The sequence below is a fragment of the Bradyrhizobium diversitatis genome (genome assembly GCF_016031635.1).
GTDB lineage: Bacteria > Pseudomonadota > Alphaproteobacteria > Rhizobiales > Xanthobacteraceae > Bradyrhizobium > Bradyrhizobium diversitatis.
In genome coordinates this window covers 1-16,097 of sequence record NZ_JACEGD010000036.1, presented here as the reverse complement: position 1 = coordinate 16,097, position 16,097 = coordinate 1, and the positions used below count along the sequence as shown (strand labels likewise).

11 protein-coding genes are annotated in these 16,097 nt (G+C 63.8%); 9 read left to right on the top strand and 2 right to left on the bottom strand.

Going from position 1 to position 16,097, the window contains the following annotated elements:
- Positions 1-203 precede the first annotated feature (203 nt).
- A complete protein-coding gene (locus H1B27_RS31130) occupies positions 204-3,368 on the bottom strand; it encodes an efflux RND transporter permease subunit (protein WP_197968670.1) in 3,165 nt (1,054 codons plus the stop codon).
- Complete coding sequence (locus H1B27_RS31125) at positions 3,365-4,570, bottom strand: efflux RND transporter periplasmic adaptor subunit (RefSeq protein WP_061879767.1); 1,206 nt, start codon at positions 4,568-4,570, stop codon at positions 3,365-3,367. The genes H1B27_RS31130 and H1B27_RS31125 overlap by 4 nt, the downstream gene beginning before the upstream one ends.
- A 309-nt stretch (positions 4,571-4,879) precedes the next feature.
- Between H1B27_RS31125 and H1B27_RS31120 the strand changes: the two genes are divergently transcribed.
- The 9 genes from H1B27_RS31120 to H1B27_RS31080 all read left to right on the top strand — a co-directional run.
- Complete coding sequence (locus H1B27_RS31120) at positions 4,880-6,034, top strand: iron-containing alcohol dehydrogenase (RefSeq protein WP_197968669.1); 1,155 nt, start codon at positions 4,880-4,882, stop codon at positions 6,032-6,034.
- 18 nt (positions 6,035-6,052) lie between these two features.
- Positions 6,053-7,603 carry an AMP-binding protein gene (locus H1B27_RS31115; RefSeq protein WP_197968668.1) on the top strand — a complete coding sequence of 517 codons (1,551 nt, stop codon included), beginning with the start codon at positions 6,053-6,055 and terminating at the stop codon, positions 7,601-7,603.
- Between the two features lie 392 nt (positions 7,604-7,995).
- Entirely contained in the window at positions 7,996-9,594 is a 1,599-nt protein-coding gene (locus H1B27_RS31110; RefSeq protein ID WP_197968667.1) for an ABC transporter substrate-binding protein, read from the top strand.
- Between the two features lie 42 nt (positions 9,595-9,636).
- Entirely contained in the window at positions 9,637-10,584 is a 948-nt protein-coding gene (locus tag H1B27_RS31105) for an ABC transporter permease (RefSeq protein WP_061879770.1), read from the top strand.
- A 197-nt stretch (positions 10,585-10,781) separates the two neighbouring features.
- The gene (locus H1B27_RS31100; protein WP_035673039.1) at positions 10,782-11,675 is read left to right on the top strand and encodes an ABC transporter permease; all 894 of its coding nucleotides are present in this window, start codon (positions 10,782-10,784) and stop codon (positions 11,673-11,675) included.
- Positions 11,675-12,682 (top strand): ABC transporter ATP-binding protein, encoded by a 1,008-nt coding sequence (locus H1B27_RS31095; protein WP_197968666.1) that lies wholly within the window; start codon positions 11,675-11,677, stop codon positions 12,680-12,682. Before H1B27_RS31100 ends, H1B27_RS31095 begins: the two co-directional genes overlap by 1 nt.
- Entirely contained in the window at positions 12,679-13,665 is a 987-nt protein-coding gene (locus H1B27_RS31090; RefSeq protein WP_197968665.1) for an ABC transporter ATP-binding protein, read from the top strand. The genes H1B27_RS31095 and H1B27_RS31090 overlap by 4 nt, the downstream gene beginning before the upstream one ends.
- Before the next feature lie 285 nt (positions 13,666-13,950).
- Complete coding sequence (locus H1B27_RS31085) at positions 13,951-15,792, top strand: tetratricopeptide repeat-containing glycosyltransferase family protein (protein ID WP_246515832.1); 1,842 nt, start codon at positions 13,951-13,953, stop codon at positions 15,790-15,792.
- Between the two features lie 70 nt (positions 15,793-15,862).
- Positions 15,863-16,097, top strand: a 235-nt coding sequence (locus H1B27_RS31080) for a transposase (RefSeq protein ID WP_197964937.1), incomplete at its 3' end; no start/stop codon positions are given.

The following is a 16,097-nucleotide window of genomic DNA, read 5'->3' as shown; positions in this document are numbered from 1 at the left end:
GTATGCGCCAAACAACCGGTGTCGTCCCGGACAAGCGCGCCAAAAGCGCGCGCAGATCCGGGACCCATAGCCCCAGGAAAGGTTTTGGCGAAGACTCGGAGTTGCCGCTGCCCGCGCCAAACCACTCCCTGTGGCTATGGATCCCCGCGTTCGCGGGGATGACAGCGATGGGTGTGGAGACGGCTATGACCATAGAGGCAGCGTCAGGCCACCACCTCCGGCTTCTTGTCCCGCCGTCCCTCCGCGAGGTTCCGCACCACCACGTAGAAGATCGGCGTGAACAGAAGCCCGAACAGGGTGACGCCGATCATGCCGAAGAACACGGCAACGCCCACGGCCTGCCGCATCTCCGAGCCGGAGCCGCTGGAGATCACCAGCGGCAGCACGCCGAGGATGAAGGCGAACGACGTCATCAGGATCGGCCGCAGGCGCAGGCGGCAGGCCTCGATCACGGCCTCGAGCCGCGGCTTGCCCTCGTTCTCGATGTCGCGCGCGAACTCGACGATCAGGATCGCGTTCTTCGCCGCCAGTCCCACCAGCACGACAAAACCGATCTGGGTGAGGATATTGACGTCCTGGCCCATGATACGCACGCCGATGGTGGCAGCGAGCAGGCACATCGGCACGATCAGGATCACCGCGAAGGGCAAGGTCCAGCTGCCATATTGCGCTGCGAGCACGAGATAGACGAACAGCACGCAGATCGGGAACACGTAGAGGCCGGCGTTGCCGCCAGTGATCTGCTGGTAGGACAGGTCCGTCCACTCGAAGGTGAAGCCGCTCGGCAAGGTATCGTCCGCGAGCTGCTTGATGGTGTTCAGCGCGGTGGTCGAGCTTACGCCCGGTGCCGGTTCGCCCTGAAGTTCCGACGCCGCATAGAGATTGTAGCGCGCGACGCGGTCGGGACCCGAGACGTCCTTGAACTCGACCACGCTGCCGAGCATCACCATGTCGCCGGAAGCGTTGCGGGTGCGCAGGCGCGCAAGGTCGCTTGATTCTTTTCGGAACGGGAAATCGGCCTGCGCGGTGACGTGATAGGTGCGCCCGAACAGGTTGAAGTCGTTGACATAGGTCGATCCGAAATAGGTCTGGATCGTATCGTTGATGTTGGAGATGGGCACGCCCAGCTTCTGCGCCTTGGTGCGGTCGATGTCGACGAAGAGCTGCGGCGTGTTGGCGCTGAACGGCGAGAACACCGACGGAGCGAGCAACAAGGGCGATTTGCGCGCCGCGGCGACGAGCTCGTCGGTGGCCGCGGCGAGCAGCTCAGGCCCGCGACCCTGGCGATCCTGGATGCGAATGGTGAAGCCGCCGCCGGTACCGATGCCGGGCACGGCCGGCGGCGGAATCACGATGATGAAGGCGCCCTGAATCGCGGCCAGGCGCTTGCGCAGTTCGACCGTGATGGCGTTCGCAGACAATCCCTTCTTCATCCGCGCCTCAGGCTCGTCGAACACCGGAAACAGCGCGGCCGCGTTGCCGGCCTGCGTGCGCGTAGCGCCGGAGAAACCGGCGAAAGCGGCAACGCGGATGATGCCCGGCGTATCCAGCGAGATGCGCTCGATCTCGCGGACCACCTCGGTGGTGCGCGCCAGCGAAGCGGCGCCCGGCAATTGCACCGATATGATGACATAGCCGCGATCCTGCGCGGGGATGAAGCCCTGCGGGGTGGTCACGATCAGCCAGCCGGCGCTGCCGATCAGCACGACGTAGATCAGAAGCATCACGACGGAGTGGCGGATCACGAAATTGGCGAGGCCCGCATAGCCATGCGCCAGACGGTCGAATACGCGGTTGAACACGCCAGTGAATGCGTTCCAGCCGCGCGCGATGACATTCCAGGCGGCCGGCGGACGCTTCTCTTCGTGCGGCGTGAGGATCTGCGAGGCCAGCGCGGGAGACAGCGTCAGCGAGCAGAAGCAGGAGATCGCGGTCGCAACGGCAATGGTGACGGCGAACTGCTGAAAGAACTGCCCGGAAATGCCGCCGAGGAACGCGGTCGGGACAAACACCGCACACAGCACCAGGGCGATCGAGACCAGCGCGCCGCCCACCTCTTCCATCGTCTTCAGCGCCGCATCGCGACGACTGAGGCCGTGCTCGAGATGGCGCTCGACGTTCTCGACCACGACGATGGCATCATCGACCACGATGCCGACGGCGAGGACGAGTCCGAACAGGGTCAGATTGTTGATCGAGAATCCAAGCGCCGCCATCACCGCGAAGGTGCCGACCAGCGAGACCGGGATCGCGATGATCGGAATGATCGCGGGCCGCCATCCTTGCAGGAATACCAGCACCACGACGACCACAAGCAGCATGGCTTCGTAGATTGTCTTGATCAGCTCGTGGACGGACTGGGCGATGAACTCGGTCGGATTATAGCCGATGTTGTAGTCGAGACCTTTCGGAAAGCTCTCCTTGAGCTTCGTCATCGTGTCGGAGATGCTCTTTGCCGTCGCGAGCGCGTTCGATCCGGGCCGCTGGGTCACCAGCATGGCGACGGCCGATTTGCGCAGCAGGAAGCTGTTGGTGGAATAGGCCAGCGCGCCGAGCTCGATCCGGGCGACGTCGCGCAGCCGTACCGTGCGGCCGTCGGAACCGGCCTTGATCAGGATGTCCTCGAACTGCTTCTGGTCCTTCAAACGTCCGGTAAAGGTGAGATTCGGCTGAAAGGCTCGGTCTGCGATCGGCGGCTCGGCAATCTGGCCGCCCGCGATCTGCACGTTCTGGGCGCGGATCGCCGCCAATACCTCGGCCGAGGTCAGGCCGAGATTGGCGATTCGATCAGGGTCGAGCCACAGCCGCATCGAATAGTCGCGCGCACCGAAAATCTGGATGTCGCCGACGCCGTCGATGCGCAGCAGCTGGTCGCGGACCTGAAGCAGCGCGTAGTTGGAGATGTAGAGCTGGTCGAAGGTGTCGTCCGGCGACAGCATGAACACGACCATCAGGATGTCGGGCGAGTTCTTGCGGGTGACGACGCCGTTGCGCTGCACCTCGTCCGGCAGTTGCGGCTGTGCAATCGCAACGCGGTTCTGCACCAGCACCTGGGCCTTGTCGAGATCGGTGCCGAGCTTGAAGGTGACGGTGATCGTCAACTGTCCGTTTGAGGTCGCCTGGCTGTAGAGATACAGCATGTCCTCGACGCCGTTGATCTGCTGCTCTATGGGAGCCGCGACCGTATCGGACACGGTCTGCGCCGAGGCGCCGGGATATTGCGTGGTGACGACCACGGTGGGCGGCACCACTTGCGGATATTCGGACACCGGCAGCGTGGTGTAGGCGAGCGCGCCGACGATCAGCAGCACGATCGACAGCACCATCGCCAGGATGGGCTGGTTGATGGAGAGGCGGCCGAGATTCATGACTTGCCACCGGCCGGGGTTTGCGCGGTCTGCGGGGCGACCTTGGCACCGACGCGGGCGCGCTGGATGCCGTTGACGATGACTCGATCGTCCGGCTTCAGCCCTTCACGGATCACGCGCAGGCCCTCGTCAAGCGGCCCGAGCACGACAGGGCGCGCCTCGACCGTATCGTCAGGCTTCACCACGAAAACGATCTTGCGGGACTGGTCGGTCGCAACAGCGGCGTCCGGAATCAGCAGTGCCTCATAGGGCGCGCTGGCGATCAGGCGGACGCGGCCGAACTGACCGGGCAGGATCGACAAATCGGTGTTCTTGACCACCGCGCGGCTGCGCAGCGTTCCCGTGGAGACGTCGAGGCGATTGTCGAGGAAGTTGATGGCGCCTTCGTGAGACGGCTTGGTCTCGCCGGCGAGAGACACCTGCACCGGGTTTGCCGTGTCGCGCGAGCTCGGGCGACGACCTTCGAACCACAGCTTGCTGTATTTGATGAATGTCGCCTCGTCCATGTCGAAATAGATGTAGATCGGATCGAGCGTCACGATGGAGGTCAGCAATGTCGATGTTCCGTTGTCGCTGCCCTGCACGAGATTGCCCGGGCTGACGAGATGGCGGCTGACGCGGCCGGTCAGCGGCGCCGTCACATGCGTGAACTCGATGTTGAGCTTGGCGGCCTTCAGCGCGCCTTCCGCCTGCGTCTCGGCCGCGTGCGCGGCCTGCAAGGCCTGGCGGCGCTGATCGACGACCTGCTCGGAGACGGCGCTGGTCTGCACCAGGCTGAGGCCGCGGTCGAGCTCGCGCTTGGCAAGCTCCACCCGGGCACGCGCGTCGGAGAGCTGCCCTTCCGCCTGCGTCGCCACGGCCTCGAACGGGCGCGGGTCGATCACGTAGAGCAGATCGCCCTGACGCACGATGGCGCCGTCCTGGAACTCGACCGAGTTGACGAAGCCGCCGACACGGGGGCGTACCTGGACCTCCTCGACCGCCTCGAAGCGGCCGGTGAACTCATCCCAATCGGTGACGGTGCGCTTGACCGGCTGAGCCACTGTCACCGGCGCCGGCGGTGGAGCCGCGGCCTGTGAGGCCGGCCTGTCGCAGCCCGCGAGTGCGAACGCTGCAATGAGGAGCCCGGCAAGGGCGCCCCGCCGCAACTGAACGAAATCGTGCTTTTTGACAAGTCGCTCGCTTCCGTCCGGTCCGCCCATCCCAGTCCTCGCATCAAAAGCCGCAGCAAATGCAGGGTAACCGCCTGCCCGCGGGCGAAACAAGATGGGCGGCAATGTTGAACTCTTCAAGACCAATGCGCGTGCAATGCCGAGCCGGAGGCCCTGACCGGATGGCGGGTTGACAGGTACAGATGGTCGCAGGTGGGTGTGCGATCGTTCACGAAGAGAACACTCGCCACCCTCCCCTTGGAGAGTGCAAAGCGGCCAGCGTCTTCGCGCATGACGGGGACAGCAGGCTCGGCTAGATTACCCCTACAATAACAAGACGAATAGTCCGGGAGGACAGGCGTGCACCAGGGACGTGTCGTTTTCGGCGCGATCGAGGAGGTCGTGTTCGGCCATCCCGCAGCCGGCGCCATCGTCGCGCAGATGGACCGGTTGGGAACGCGCCGCGCGTTCCTGATGGTTTCGGGCACGCTGAACCGGCAGACCGACGAAATTGCGAAGATCACGCAGGCGCTCGGCGAGCGCTGTGCCGGCCTGTTCGACGCCATGCCGGCGCATACGCCGCGTGAGGCGGTGATCGCGGCGACAGAGGCGGCGCGCGAGGCGGACGCCGACCTCATCGTCACCGTGGGCGGCGGCTCGATCACCGACGGCGCCAAGGCGGTGCAGCTCTGCCTCGCCAACGACATCGGTGATATCGAAGGCATCGAGCGCATCCGCGTGCACAAGAGTGTCGCGCCCAAGATGAATGCACCGACCGTGCGGCAGATCAGCGTGCCGACCACCATCGCCGGCGGCGAGTTCAGCGCGACCGCCGGCGTCACCGAGCGCAGTAAGCATGTGAAGCAGATGCTGCGGCATCCGCTCATCGTGCCGCGCGCGACAATCCTCGACCCCGCCATCACCGTGCACACGCCGGAATGGCTGTTCCTGTCCACCGGCATCCGCGCCGTCGATCATTGCGTCGAGGCAATCTGCTCGCGTGAGACGCATCCCTATGCCGACGCGCAATCGGTGAAGGGGCTTGCCATGCTCGCCGACGCGCTGCCGCGGGTGAAGGCCGATCCTGCCGACCTCGATGCGCGGATGGACGCGCAGATCGGCACCTGGCTGTCGATGGGCGCGCTCGCAGCCGGCGTGCCGATGGGCGCGAGCCATGGCATCGGCTACGTCCTGGGCGCGGCCTTCGACGTACCGCATGGCTACACCTCGTGCATCATGCTGCCGGCGGTGATGCGATGGAACGCGCGCGACAATGCCGAGCGCCAGATGATCGTCGCGGCCGCCATGGGCTATCCCGGCCACGACGCCGCCGATGTGCTCGATGCCTTCATCCGCTCGCTCGGCATGCCGCGCAGCCTCGCTGACGTGCGGGTGTCGCCGCAGCATTTCGACGCCATCGCCGAGCAGGCGATGCGTACGAACTGGATTCCGCGCAACCCACGCAAGATCGATGGCCCCGCCGACGTGCGCGAAATCCTGCTTCTTGCCGCCTGATCGAAAGCCGGAGGATCGATGTATACTGGTACGCATGCCCGCCTGCGCCCGCTCCAGCCCGCCTTCATCATGGCGGCAACGGGCGAGACCGTCACCTATCGCGAGCTCGAGGCACGCAGCAGTCGGCTGGCGCATCTATTCCGCAGGCACGGCTTGAGGCGGCTCGATCACTACTCGATCTTCATGGAGAACAATTCGCGCTACCTGGAAGCCTGCGGCGCGGGTGAACGCGCCGGGCTCTACTACACCTGCATCAACTCCTTCCTGACGCCGGGCGAGCTCGCCTATCTCCTCGTCAACAGCCAGTCGAAGATCCTGATCACGTCCATGGCCAAGCTCGACATCGCGCGCGAGGCGATCAAGGCCTGCCCCGACGTTAAGCTCTGCATCGTCGCCGATGGCCCGGGTGAGAGCGAACGTATCGTCGGACTTGCGGAGGTGACTGCCGAGCTGCCCAGGACGCCGATCGCCGACGAGTGGCTCGGTACCGCCATGCTCTATTCGTCCGGCACGACGGGACGGCCGAAGGGCATCTTGCGGCCCCTGCCGGAAGAGCCGCCGAGGCACAGTCTGCCGCTGTTCGATTTTCTGACGAAGCTTTGGCACTACCGGGAAGGGATGGTCTATCTGTCGCCCGCACCGCTCTATCACTCCGCCCCGCAGGCTGCCGTGAACCTCACGATCCGCATGGGCGGCACCGTGATCATCATGGAGAGTTTCGATGCCGAGCGTTACCTCCAGCTCGTCGAGCAATGGGGCATCACCCACACCCAGCTGGTGCCGACGATGTTCTCGCGCATGCTGAAGTTGCCGGAGGAGGTGCGTGGCCGCTACGACCTTTCCTCGCTGGAGATCGCGATCCACGCCGCTGCGCCCTGCCCGGCCCTGGTCAAGGACGACATGATCAAATGGTGGGGACCGATCATCCACGAATATTACGGCGCGACCGAAGGCCTCGGCTTCACCGCCTGCAACAGCGAGGAATGGCTCGCCCATCGCGGCACGGTCGGCAAGGTGCTGCTCGGCGATCTCCACATCCTGGATGAGAACATGCGGGAATGCCCGACCGGCACACCGGGTCAGGTCTGGTTCAAGACGGCAACGCCGTTCGAATATTTCAACGATCCGGAGAAGACCAAAGAGGCGCGCTCGGCCGACGGCAGCATGAGCACGGTCGGCGACGTCGGCTATGTCGACGCCGACCGATTCCTGTACCTGACCGACCGCGCGACCTTCATGATCATCTCCGGCGGGGTGAATATCTATCCGCAGGAATGCGAGAACCTGCTCATCACCCACCCGAAGGTGGCGGATGCCGCCGTGTTCGGCGTGCCCAATGCCGATCTCGGCGAGGAGGTGAAGGCGGTGGTGCAGCCGATGCCCGGCGTAGTGCCGGGGCCGGCCCTCGCCGAAGAGCTGATCGCGTTCTGCGCCAAATCGCTGTCGCGGCAGAAGGTGCCGCGCTCGGTCGATTTCGAGAAGGAATTGCCGCGGCTGCCGACAGGGAAGTTGTACAAGCGGCTGCTGCGGGATCGGTATTGGGGGAACAAGTCGTCCCGGATCGTGTGAGGGTCGTGCTGGATAGCGCGCACAGGCAGGCGCCACAAACTCTTCTGTCGTCCCGGGCAAGCGTAGGCGCAGACCCGGGACCCATATTCCCAGGAAGGAGTTCCGGCGCGAACTGGCAACTCCGAGCCTTCGTCAAACCACGTGCTGTGGTTATGGATCCCGGATCTGCGCGCGCTTAAGGCGCGCTTGTCCGGGACGACGGTGGAGTTTGTTGCGGCAGTCGAGACCAACACCCGCGCAGGAACCGTTCGCACCTGCACTCTCACAGTGTGCGGCCTTACATCATCCAAATTGCCAAGAGAATGAACGGCCTTGCGGGTTGCCTCGCTGCACGCGCCTCGCTATCGTCTGACAAACAGGCCGCAAAAGGCCGTTGTCCAGGGAGGATGAGCATGCGGAGCGTGTGGGCGCTCGCCGCAATGGCGGCGCTATCTGTGCTGACGGCCTCAACCTCCACGCTCGCCGGCGAGCCCAAGCAGGGCGGCGTTCTGCGGATGTATCACCGCGACAGTCCCGGCAATGCTTCGATCCACGAAGGTGCGACCTACTCCCTCAACGTTCCCTTCATGCCGGTGTTCAACAACCTCGTCATCTACAAGCAGGACGTGGCTCAGAACAGCATGGACAGCATCGTCCCCGAGCTCGCCGAGAGCTGGGCCTGGGTGAACGACAACAAGACGCTGACTTTCAAGCTGCGCCAAGGCGTGAAATGGCACGACGGCAAGCCGTTCACCTCGGCCGACGTCAAATGCACCTTCGACATGCTGATGGGCAAGGCGCAGCAGAAGTTCCGGCAGAACCCGCGCAAGTCCTGGTACGATCAGGTCGTCGACATCTCGACCAACGGCGACTCCGAGGTCTCCTTCAATCTGAAGCGGCCGCAGCCCTCGCTGCTGGCACTGCTCGGCTCGGGCTACACGCCGGTCTATCCCTGCCATGTCTCGCCGGCGGAGATGCGCACCCATCCGATCGGCACCGGCCCGTTCAAGTTCGTCGAGTTCAAGGCCAATGAGTCCATCAAGCTGACCCGCAATCCCGACTATTGGCGCAAGGGCCGGCCCCATCTCGACGGCATCGAATTCACCATCATCCCGAACCGCTCGACCGCGATCCTCGCCTTCGTGGCCGGCAAGTTCGACATGGCCTTTCCGACGGAGGTGACGATCCCGCTGGTGAAGGACGTCAAGTCGCAGGCGCCGAACGCGATCTGCGAGATCGCGCCGACGAACGTGTCGACGAACATCATCGTCAACTCGTCTTCGCCCCCGTTCGACAATGTCGACATCCGCCGCGCCATGGCGATGGCGCTCGACCGCAAGGCTTTCATCTCGATCATGTTCGAGGGCCAGGGCGACATTGGCGGCACCATGCTGCCGCCGCCGAACGGCCTGTGGGGCATGCCGAAGGAGATGCTGGAGACCATTCCGGGCTATGGCCCCGACGTGAAGGCCAACCGCGAGGAGGCGAAGAAGCTGATGCAGAAGGCCGGCTACGGGCCGGACAAGCATCTCGCCGTGAAGGTCTCCACGCGCAACATCCCGATCTATCGCGATCCCGCGGTGATCCTGATCGACCAGCTCAAGACCATCTACATCGACGGCGAGCTCGACGTGGTCGAGACCGCGAACTGGTTCCCGAAGGTCGCGCGCAAGGACTACATGATCGGGCTCAACCTCACCGGCAACGCGGTGGATGACCCCGACCAGTCGTTCTACGAGAACTATTCCTGCGGTTCGGAGCGCAACTACACCAATTACTGCAACAAGGAGATCGAAAAGCTGTTCGATGTGCAGTCGCAGGAGACCAATGTCGAGAAGCGCAGGAAGCTGGTCTGGGACATCGACAAGAAGTTGCAGGAGGACGTCGCACGGCCCATCATCTTCCACAGCCGCATGGGCAGCTGCTGGCAGCCCTACGTCAAGGGCATCACCGTCATGACCAACAGCTCCTACAACGGCTATCGCTACGAGGATGTGTGGTTAGACAAGTAGCGCAGGCCGCGCGCGGCTGACGGGTTCGACGGGAGGCTGTGCATGTTTGCCTATCTGGTGCGGCGCCTGTTCCTGATGTTCGTGACCCTGTTCGGGATCTCGATCGTCATCTTCTTCCTGCTGCGCATCGTGCCCGGCAACATCGTCGATATCCTGTTCGCCGCCGCCGGCTATGTCGATCCCGCCGACAAGGCCAATCTGGAGAAGGAGCTCGGCATCGACCGGCCGCTGATCGTGCAATATTGGCACTGGATCAGCGGGTTCCTGCGCGGCGATTTCGGCTTCTCCTACGTCTCGGAGAAGCCGGCGCTGCAGGAGATCCTGCCGCGGATTCCGATCACGGCACGCCTTGCGGGCCTTGCGCTCCTGTTCTCGGCATCGATCGGCATTCCGCTCGGCGTCATCAGCGCGGTGAAGCAGGGCACGAAGCTCGATTACGCACTTCGCGTCGTCAGCCTCAGCGGATTGTCGCTGCCCTCGTTCTGGCTCGGACTTTTGATCCTCACCGCATCGGTGGCGATGTTCGGCCAGATGCCGATCTTCAATCCGAATCCGCAGACCTGGCTCGAAGCGTTCGCGACCTATGCCGTGCCCGCGGCCGCGGTTGGCTTCCGCAGCGCAGCGCTGACCATGCGCATCACCCGATCCTCGATGCTGGAGGTGCTGCGGCAGGACTATATCCGCACCGCCCGCGCCAAGGGCGCCTCCGAAGCGGCGGTGAACTATCATCACGCGCTGAAGAACGCGATCTTGCCCGTCATCACCGTGATCGGCATCGAGGCGGCGTTCCTGATCGGCGGCCTGATCGTTACCGAGACCGTGTTCAACATTCCCGGCGTCGCGCGCTTCCTGGTCGAGGCGATCCGCTGGCGCGACTATCCGATCGTGCAGAATCTCGTGATGCTCATCGCGGTCGTGGTGGTGTTCGCGAATTTCACCGTCGACATGCTCTACGCGGTGTTCGACCCGCGCATCAGATACACGGATTAGCCGCATGATTGTCGTCCGCGCCGGGCTCGCGCGTTCCTTCACCTCTCCCCGCTTGCGGGGAGAGGTCGAATTTGCGCGAAGCGCGAATTCGGGTGAGGGGGAGTCTCCGCGAGTCCAACTCTCACCTCCCCCGTGGAGAGCCCCCCTCACCCCAACCCTCTCCCCGCAAGCGGGGAGAGGGGGAAGATAGAGCTCACATGGCCGCGATCGACTTCGACGTTGAACTGAGGCGGGCCGGCGCATATGCGACCGGCGGCTGGCGGCGCGTGCTGTTCATGGCGCAGCGGCATGTGCTGGGCGCGGCCGGCCTCGTCATCATAACGGTGTTCGTGCTGACCGCGATCTTCGCCGACTTCATCGCGCGCTACGATCCGCTGACGGTCGATTCCGCCCGCGCACTGGCCCGCCCGAGCCTCGCGCACTGGATGGGCACCGATTCCTTCGGCCGCGACGTGTTCAGCCGCATCATCCACGGCGCGCGGATCTCGCTCGCGGTCGGGCTCGGCTCGACCGCGCTCGGCGGCACGATCGGCGTCATCGTCGGCCTCACCTGCGGATATCTCTCGGGCTGGGTCGATCTCGTCTTCCAGCGCGTCTCCGACGTTCTCCAGGCGCTGCCACTTCTGGTGCTGGCCCTGGTGATGACGGCGGCGCTCGGCCCTTCGCTGCCCAATGTGATCATCGCCATCGCCATCCCGCTGATCCCGACGGTCGCGCGCGTCATCCGCGCCAATACGCTGGCGCTGCGCGAGCAGCCCTTCGTCGAAGCCGCCAAGTCGATCGGCATGAGCGAGATGCGGATCGCGCTGCGCCACGTGCTGCCGAACACGCTGGCGCCGCTGATCGTGCTGGCGACCGCGCAGCTCGGCTCGACCATCCTCACCGAGGCCTCGTTGTCCTTCCTCGGCCTCGGCATTCCCGAGCCTTATCCGTCATGGGGGCGCATGTTGTCGGAATCCGCCGCCGAATATGTCCGCACCGCGCCGTGGCTGGTGATCTTCCCGGGCATCGCGATCAGCCTCGCCGTATTCGGCGCCAACCTGTTCGGCGACGCCCTGCGCGACATCCTGGATCCGAGGCAGCGCGGCTGATGGCAGACACATCCGATCTCGTGCTCGACGTCAGGAACCTGAAGACGGTGTTCTTCACCAATTCCGGCCTGTTCAAGGCCGTCGACGATCTCTCGTTCAATGTCAGACGCGGCGAGACGCTGGCGATCGTCGGCGAATCCGGCTGCGGCAAGAGCGTCACAGCGCTGTCCTTGATGCGGCTCGTGCCCGATCCGCCCGGCCGCATCGTAGGTGGTTCCGTCACGCTCGAGGGCACCGAGCTGCTGTCGCTGGATGAAGCGCAGATGCGCGCGGTCAGGGGCAACCGCATCTCCATGATCTTCCAGGAGCCGATGACATCACTCAATCCGGTGATGCGAATCGGCGACCAGATCGTCGAGGCGGTGCGGTTGCACCGGAGCATCACGGCGAAGGAGGCCCATGACATCGCGATCGAGATGCTGCGGCTGGTGCGCATCCCCGAACCGGCACGGCGGGCGCGGGAATATCCGCATCAGCTGTCCGGCGGCATGCGCCAGCGCGCGATGATCGCGATGGCGCTGGCCTGTCGGCCGGCGCTGCTTATCGCGGACGAGCCGACCACTGCGCTCGACGTCACCATCCAGGCGCAGATCCTGGCGCTGATCCTCGACCTTCAGAAGGAGCTCGGCACCGGCCTCGTGCTGATCACGCACGATCTCGGCGTCGTCGCGCAGACGGCGCAGCGCGTGATCGTGATGTATGCGGGGCGAAAGGTCGAGGAGGCCAGCGTCGAGGCGCTGTTCGCCTCGCCAATGCATCCCTATACGCGCGGGTTGATGGCTTCGATCCCGGCCGTCCCGGCATCCGGTGTCCCGGCGCAGGCGCGGCTGAACGAGATCCCCGGCACGGTGCCCTCGCTGGTGGGGCTGCCGAGGGGCTGCGCCTTCGCGCCGCGCTGCAAGCTCGCCATCAAGCGCTGCGAGGCCGAGTATCCGCCGCTGGCCGACTGGGGCGGCGGCCATCTCGCTGCCTGCTGGCGCGCGGAAGACGTCGCGGAGGTGGCATGACCGAAGCGCTGCTCGAAGTCACCGACCTCAAGAAGCACTACCCGGTGCGCGCCGGGGTGCTGCGAAGACAGGTCGGCACCGTGCATGCGGTCGACGGCGTCTCGTTCGCGCTCGGGACCGGCGAGACGCTCGGCCTCGTCGGCGAATCCGGCTGCGGCAAGTCCACGGTGGCGCGGAGCGTCCTGCGGCTGGTCGAGCCGACCTCGGGCCAGATCCGGCTCGACGGCGAGGACATCACCCATCTGTCGAAGACGGCGCTGCGCCCGCACCGGCGTTCGATGCAGATCGTGTTCCAGGACCCGTTTGCCTCACTCAATCCGCGCATGACGGCGGGCGACATCGTCGGCGAACCCATCGCCGTGCATGGCCTTGCAAGCGGCAAGGCGCTGGAGGCGCGCGTCGCACAGCTGTTCGAGCAGGTGGGCCTGCGGCCCGACCAGATGCGCAACTTCCCGCATCAGTTCTCCGGCGGCCAGCGCCAGCGCATCTGCATTGCGCGGGCCCTGGCGCTGGGGCCGCGCCTGATCGTCTGTGATGAGCCGGTCTCCGCACTCGACGTCTCGATCCAGGCGCAGGTGATCAACCTCCTGATCGACCTGCAACGCCAGCATGGCTTCTCCTACCTCTTTATTGCGCACGACCTCGCCGTGGTCGCCCATATCAGTCACCGCGTCGCGGTGATGTATCTCGGCCGCATCGTCGAGATCGCCGACAAGGACGAGCTGTTCCGCAACCCGCGACATCCCTACACGCAGGCCCTGCTCGCGTCGGTGCCCGTCGCCAACCCGCTCGCGAAGAAGCTCGCTCCGCTGATCGACGGCGACGTGCCGAGCCCGGTCAATCCGCCTTCAGGCTGTGCGTTTCACACGCGCTGCCGGTTCGCGATGGAACGCTGCAAGACGGAGCGGCCGGCGTTGCTGGATGCCGGCGACGGGCATCAGGTGGCGTGCTTGCTGAACGAGGGGACGGGGCGGGGCCGCTAGGGCGCGTACTCGGAAAAGCAATGTCGGCTCCTGAGGGAAGAGCGGAGTCTTCTGCTCGGCAGAGCGTTACCGCTTTTTACCCATTGCGGGCATTGCAGCCTGCGAACAAGGCCCCGCTTCGCCCAACATCCAACCAAAGGTCCCGCTTGCAGTCGATGGAATAGGCGGACATGAAAGTTTGCTAGGGCAGCCTCTCGTTTATGCATACGTTAGGCTGATGTAGCGATCCATTACTCGTTAACAGCGAATCACCTAGAGATTGTGCAAGCTACTCGTGGAGTTGCAATGGCACATTCTGACCGTCAGATCGTCCAGAAGAAATCCGAGGTGCTCGATAAAGATCACCCTCCAGCGATGCGCCTTGAGGAACTTCGTGCCGAAGCGATCGAACATTTGCGTGGTGGTCAACTACTGAAGGCTCAATCTCGCGTCAAAGAAGCGTTCAAGCTGGATGCGGAGAGCGCTGAAAACCTGCACCTCATGGCCGTTGTAGACGCCGCCGCCGGCCGCGCAGACAGAGCGGTAGATTGGGCCTCCCGTGCGATCCGGAAAGCCCCCCAGCCGGCCTACTTGGCCACGCTGGGCAATGCGCTTGCGAGTGCTGGCCGTCTGGACGAGGCTTTGAGAGTCTTTGACAAGGCTATTCAGCTCAAGCCGAGCGATGCCGAGCTTTGGCGGCAGATGGGAGACGCGCTGATCCAGGCGCGAAGAAACAGCGAAGCTCTCCTCTGCTTTCGTCGCGCGTTCGAACTTGATTCGGGGCATGCTGATGCTGCGTATAAGGCAGGTCATCTTCTGCATGGAGCGGGTCAACTTGCGGAAGCACTCGTATATTTGAATCATAGCGTCAATTTGCGGTCTGATAATTCGCAGGCTCTGCACACGCGTGCACTCACCTTAAACGGCCTCGGAAGGATCGAAGAGGCGACGGCAGATTGCAGACGCGCAGTCCAACTGGATCCCAAGAACGCTGATACGGTGGGCAACCTTGGTGCTCTGCTGCGAGCGCAGGGCCATTTGGAAGAGGCTTTGTCTTTCTTCGACCGGTCCTTGAAGATCAAGCCCAATGCAGGAAAGACCATTGTCGGCCGGGCAAGCGTACTTGCCGAGTTGGGGCGAGTCGATGAAGCAATGTCTGCTTACAAGCGGTCGGCAGCCATTCTCTCCGAGCATTCGAGGTCCGTCTGGAATCTTGCTTTGCTTCAGATGCTCACTGGCGATTTTAAACGTGGCCTGAAGGGGATGCAGGCGCGTTGGGACGTTCCGGGCCTGCCGAACGGGTATCCGCCGCTTCCTGGACCTAAATGGCTTGGTGACGGAGACATTGCGGGGAAGACGTTACTGGTCTGCGCCGATGAGGGTCTTGGGGATGCCATTCAGCTCGTGCGCTACATTCCGCTGCTTGCTGGCCGTGGTGCGCGCGTCGTTCTAATAGTGCAGGACGCATTGTGGCCGCTACTCTCAAAAATGGAGGGCGCCTCGGAATGCTTGCCGGGGTCATCGGGGGCTCGCTTGCCCCCTTTCGATCTTCATTGCCCTCTCAGCAACCTGCCGCTCATCTTTGGAACCAGACTGGAGTCCGTTCCGGCGGCCGTGTCCTATTTGCCGCCGCCCTCTCGAGAGCGTGTTCAAGCTTGGGAGAGTCGGCTTGGTCCGCGTGCTCGATCACGCGTGGGGCTTGTCTGGTCAGGTAATCCCGAACATTTGAACGACCACAATCGGTCCATTCCATTTCGTATGCTGACGGGCCTTTTGGATGACAAGGTGAGTTTTGTCAGTCTTCAGAAAGACGTCAGGCCGAACGACCGAGCTGAACTGCTGGCTCGAACCGATATCTTCGATCCCGCCCAGCATCTTACTGATTTTGCCGAGACGGCAGCTCTGATTTCTTGCCTTGATCTTGTCATCACTGTTGATACGAGCGTTGCTCACCTTTCGGCCGCCCTTGGGAAACCGACCTGGATTTTGCTACCTTTTATGCCGGACTACCGTTGGCTCCGCCACCGCGAAGACAGCCCCTGGTATCCAACCGTTCGCCTCTTCAGGCAAAACGAGGGTCGGGAGTACGGCAGCGTCATCGACCGTGTGCGTCGAGACTTGCAAAATTTTGATCGGCAAAGAACTTGATCGGGCATGACCTGCCCCTAAGAATTTCCTCCAGAAGGATTTAGAGTCTGCCCTGACGAAGGACGGACAGATGAAGCGGAAGCGTTTTACGGAAGAGCAGATCATCGCGGTGCTGAAGGAGCACGAGGCCGGAGCCAAAACGGCCGATCTGGCCCGCAAGCACGGGATCTCCGAGGCGACGTTCTACAATTGGAAGGCCAAGTTTGGCGGCATGGATGTCTCCGAGGCCAGGCGGCTCAAGGCGCTCGAGGACGAGAATGCGAAGCTGAAGAAGCTCCTGGCCGAGCAGATGCTCGATGCGGCGG

What these genes read in the sequence shown, in the direction of transcription:
- H1B27_RS31130 (WP_197968670.1), bottom strand. Translation starts at nt 3,368, where the DNA reads ATGAATCTCGGCCGCCTCTCCATCAACCAGCCCATCCTGGCGATGGTG.
- H1B27_RS31125 (WP_061879767.1), bottom strand. Translation starts at nt 4,570, where the DNA reads ATGGGCGGACCGGACGGAAGCGAGCGACTTGTCAAAAAGCACGATTTC.
- H1B27_RS31115 (WP_197968668.1), top strand. Translation starts at nt 6,053, where the DNA reads ATGTATACTGGTACGCATGCCCGCCTGCGCCCGCTCCAGCCCGCCTTC.
- H1B27_RS31110 (WP_197968667.1), top strand. Translation starts at nt 7,996, where the DNA reads ATGCGGAGCGTGTGGGCGCTCGCCGCAATGGCGGCGCTATCTGTGCTG.
- H1B27_RS31105 (WP_061879770.1), top strand. Translation starts at nt 9,637, where the DNA reads ATGTTTGCCTATCTGGTGCGGCGCCTGTTCCTGATGTTCGTGACCCTG.
- H1B27_RS31100 (WP_035673039.1), top strand. Translation starts at nt 10,782, where the DNA reads ATGGCCGCGATCGACTTCGACGTTGAACTGAGGCGGGCCGGCGCATAT.
- H1B27_RS31095 (WP_197968666.1), top strand. Translation starts at nt 11,675, where the DNA reads ATGGCAGACACATCCGATCTCGTGCTCGACGTCAGGAACCTGAAGACG.
- H1B27_RS31090 (WP_197968665.1), top strand. Translation starts at nt 12,679, where the DNA reads ATGACCGAAGCGCTGCTCGAAGTCACCGACCTCAAGAAGCACTACCCG.
- H1B27_RS31085 (WP_246515832.1), top strand. Translation starts at nt 13,951, where the DNA reads ATGGCACATTCTGACCGTCAGATCGTCCAGAAGAAATCCGAGGTGCTC.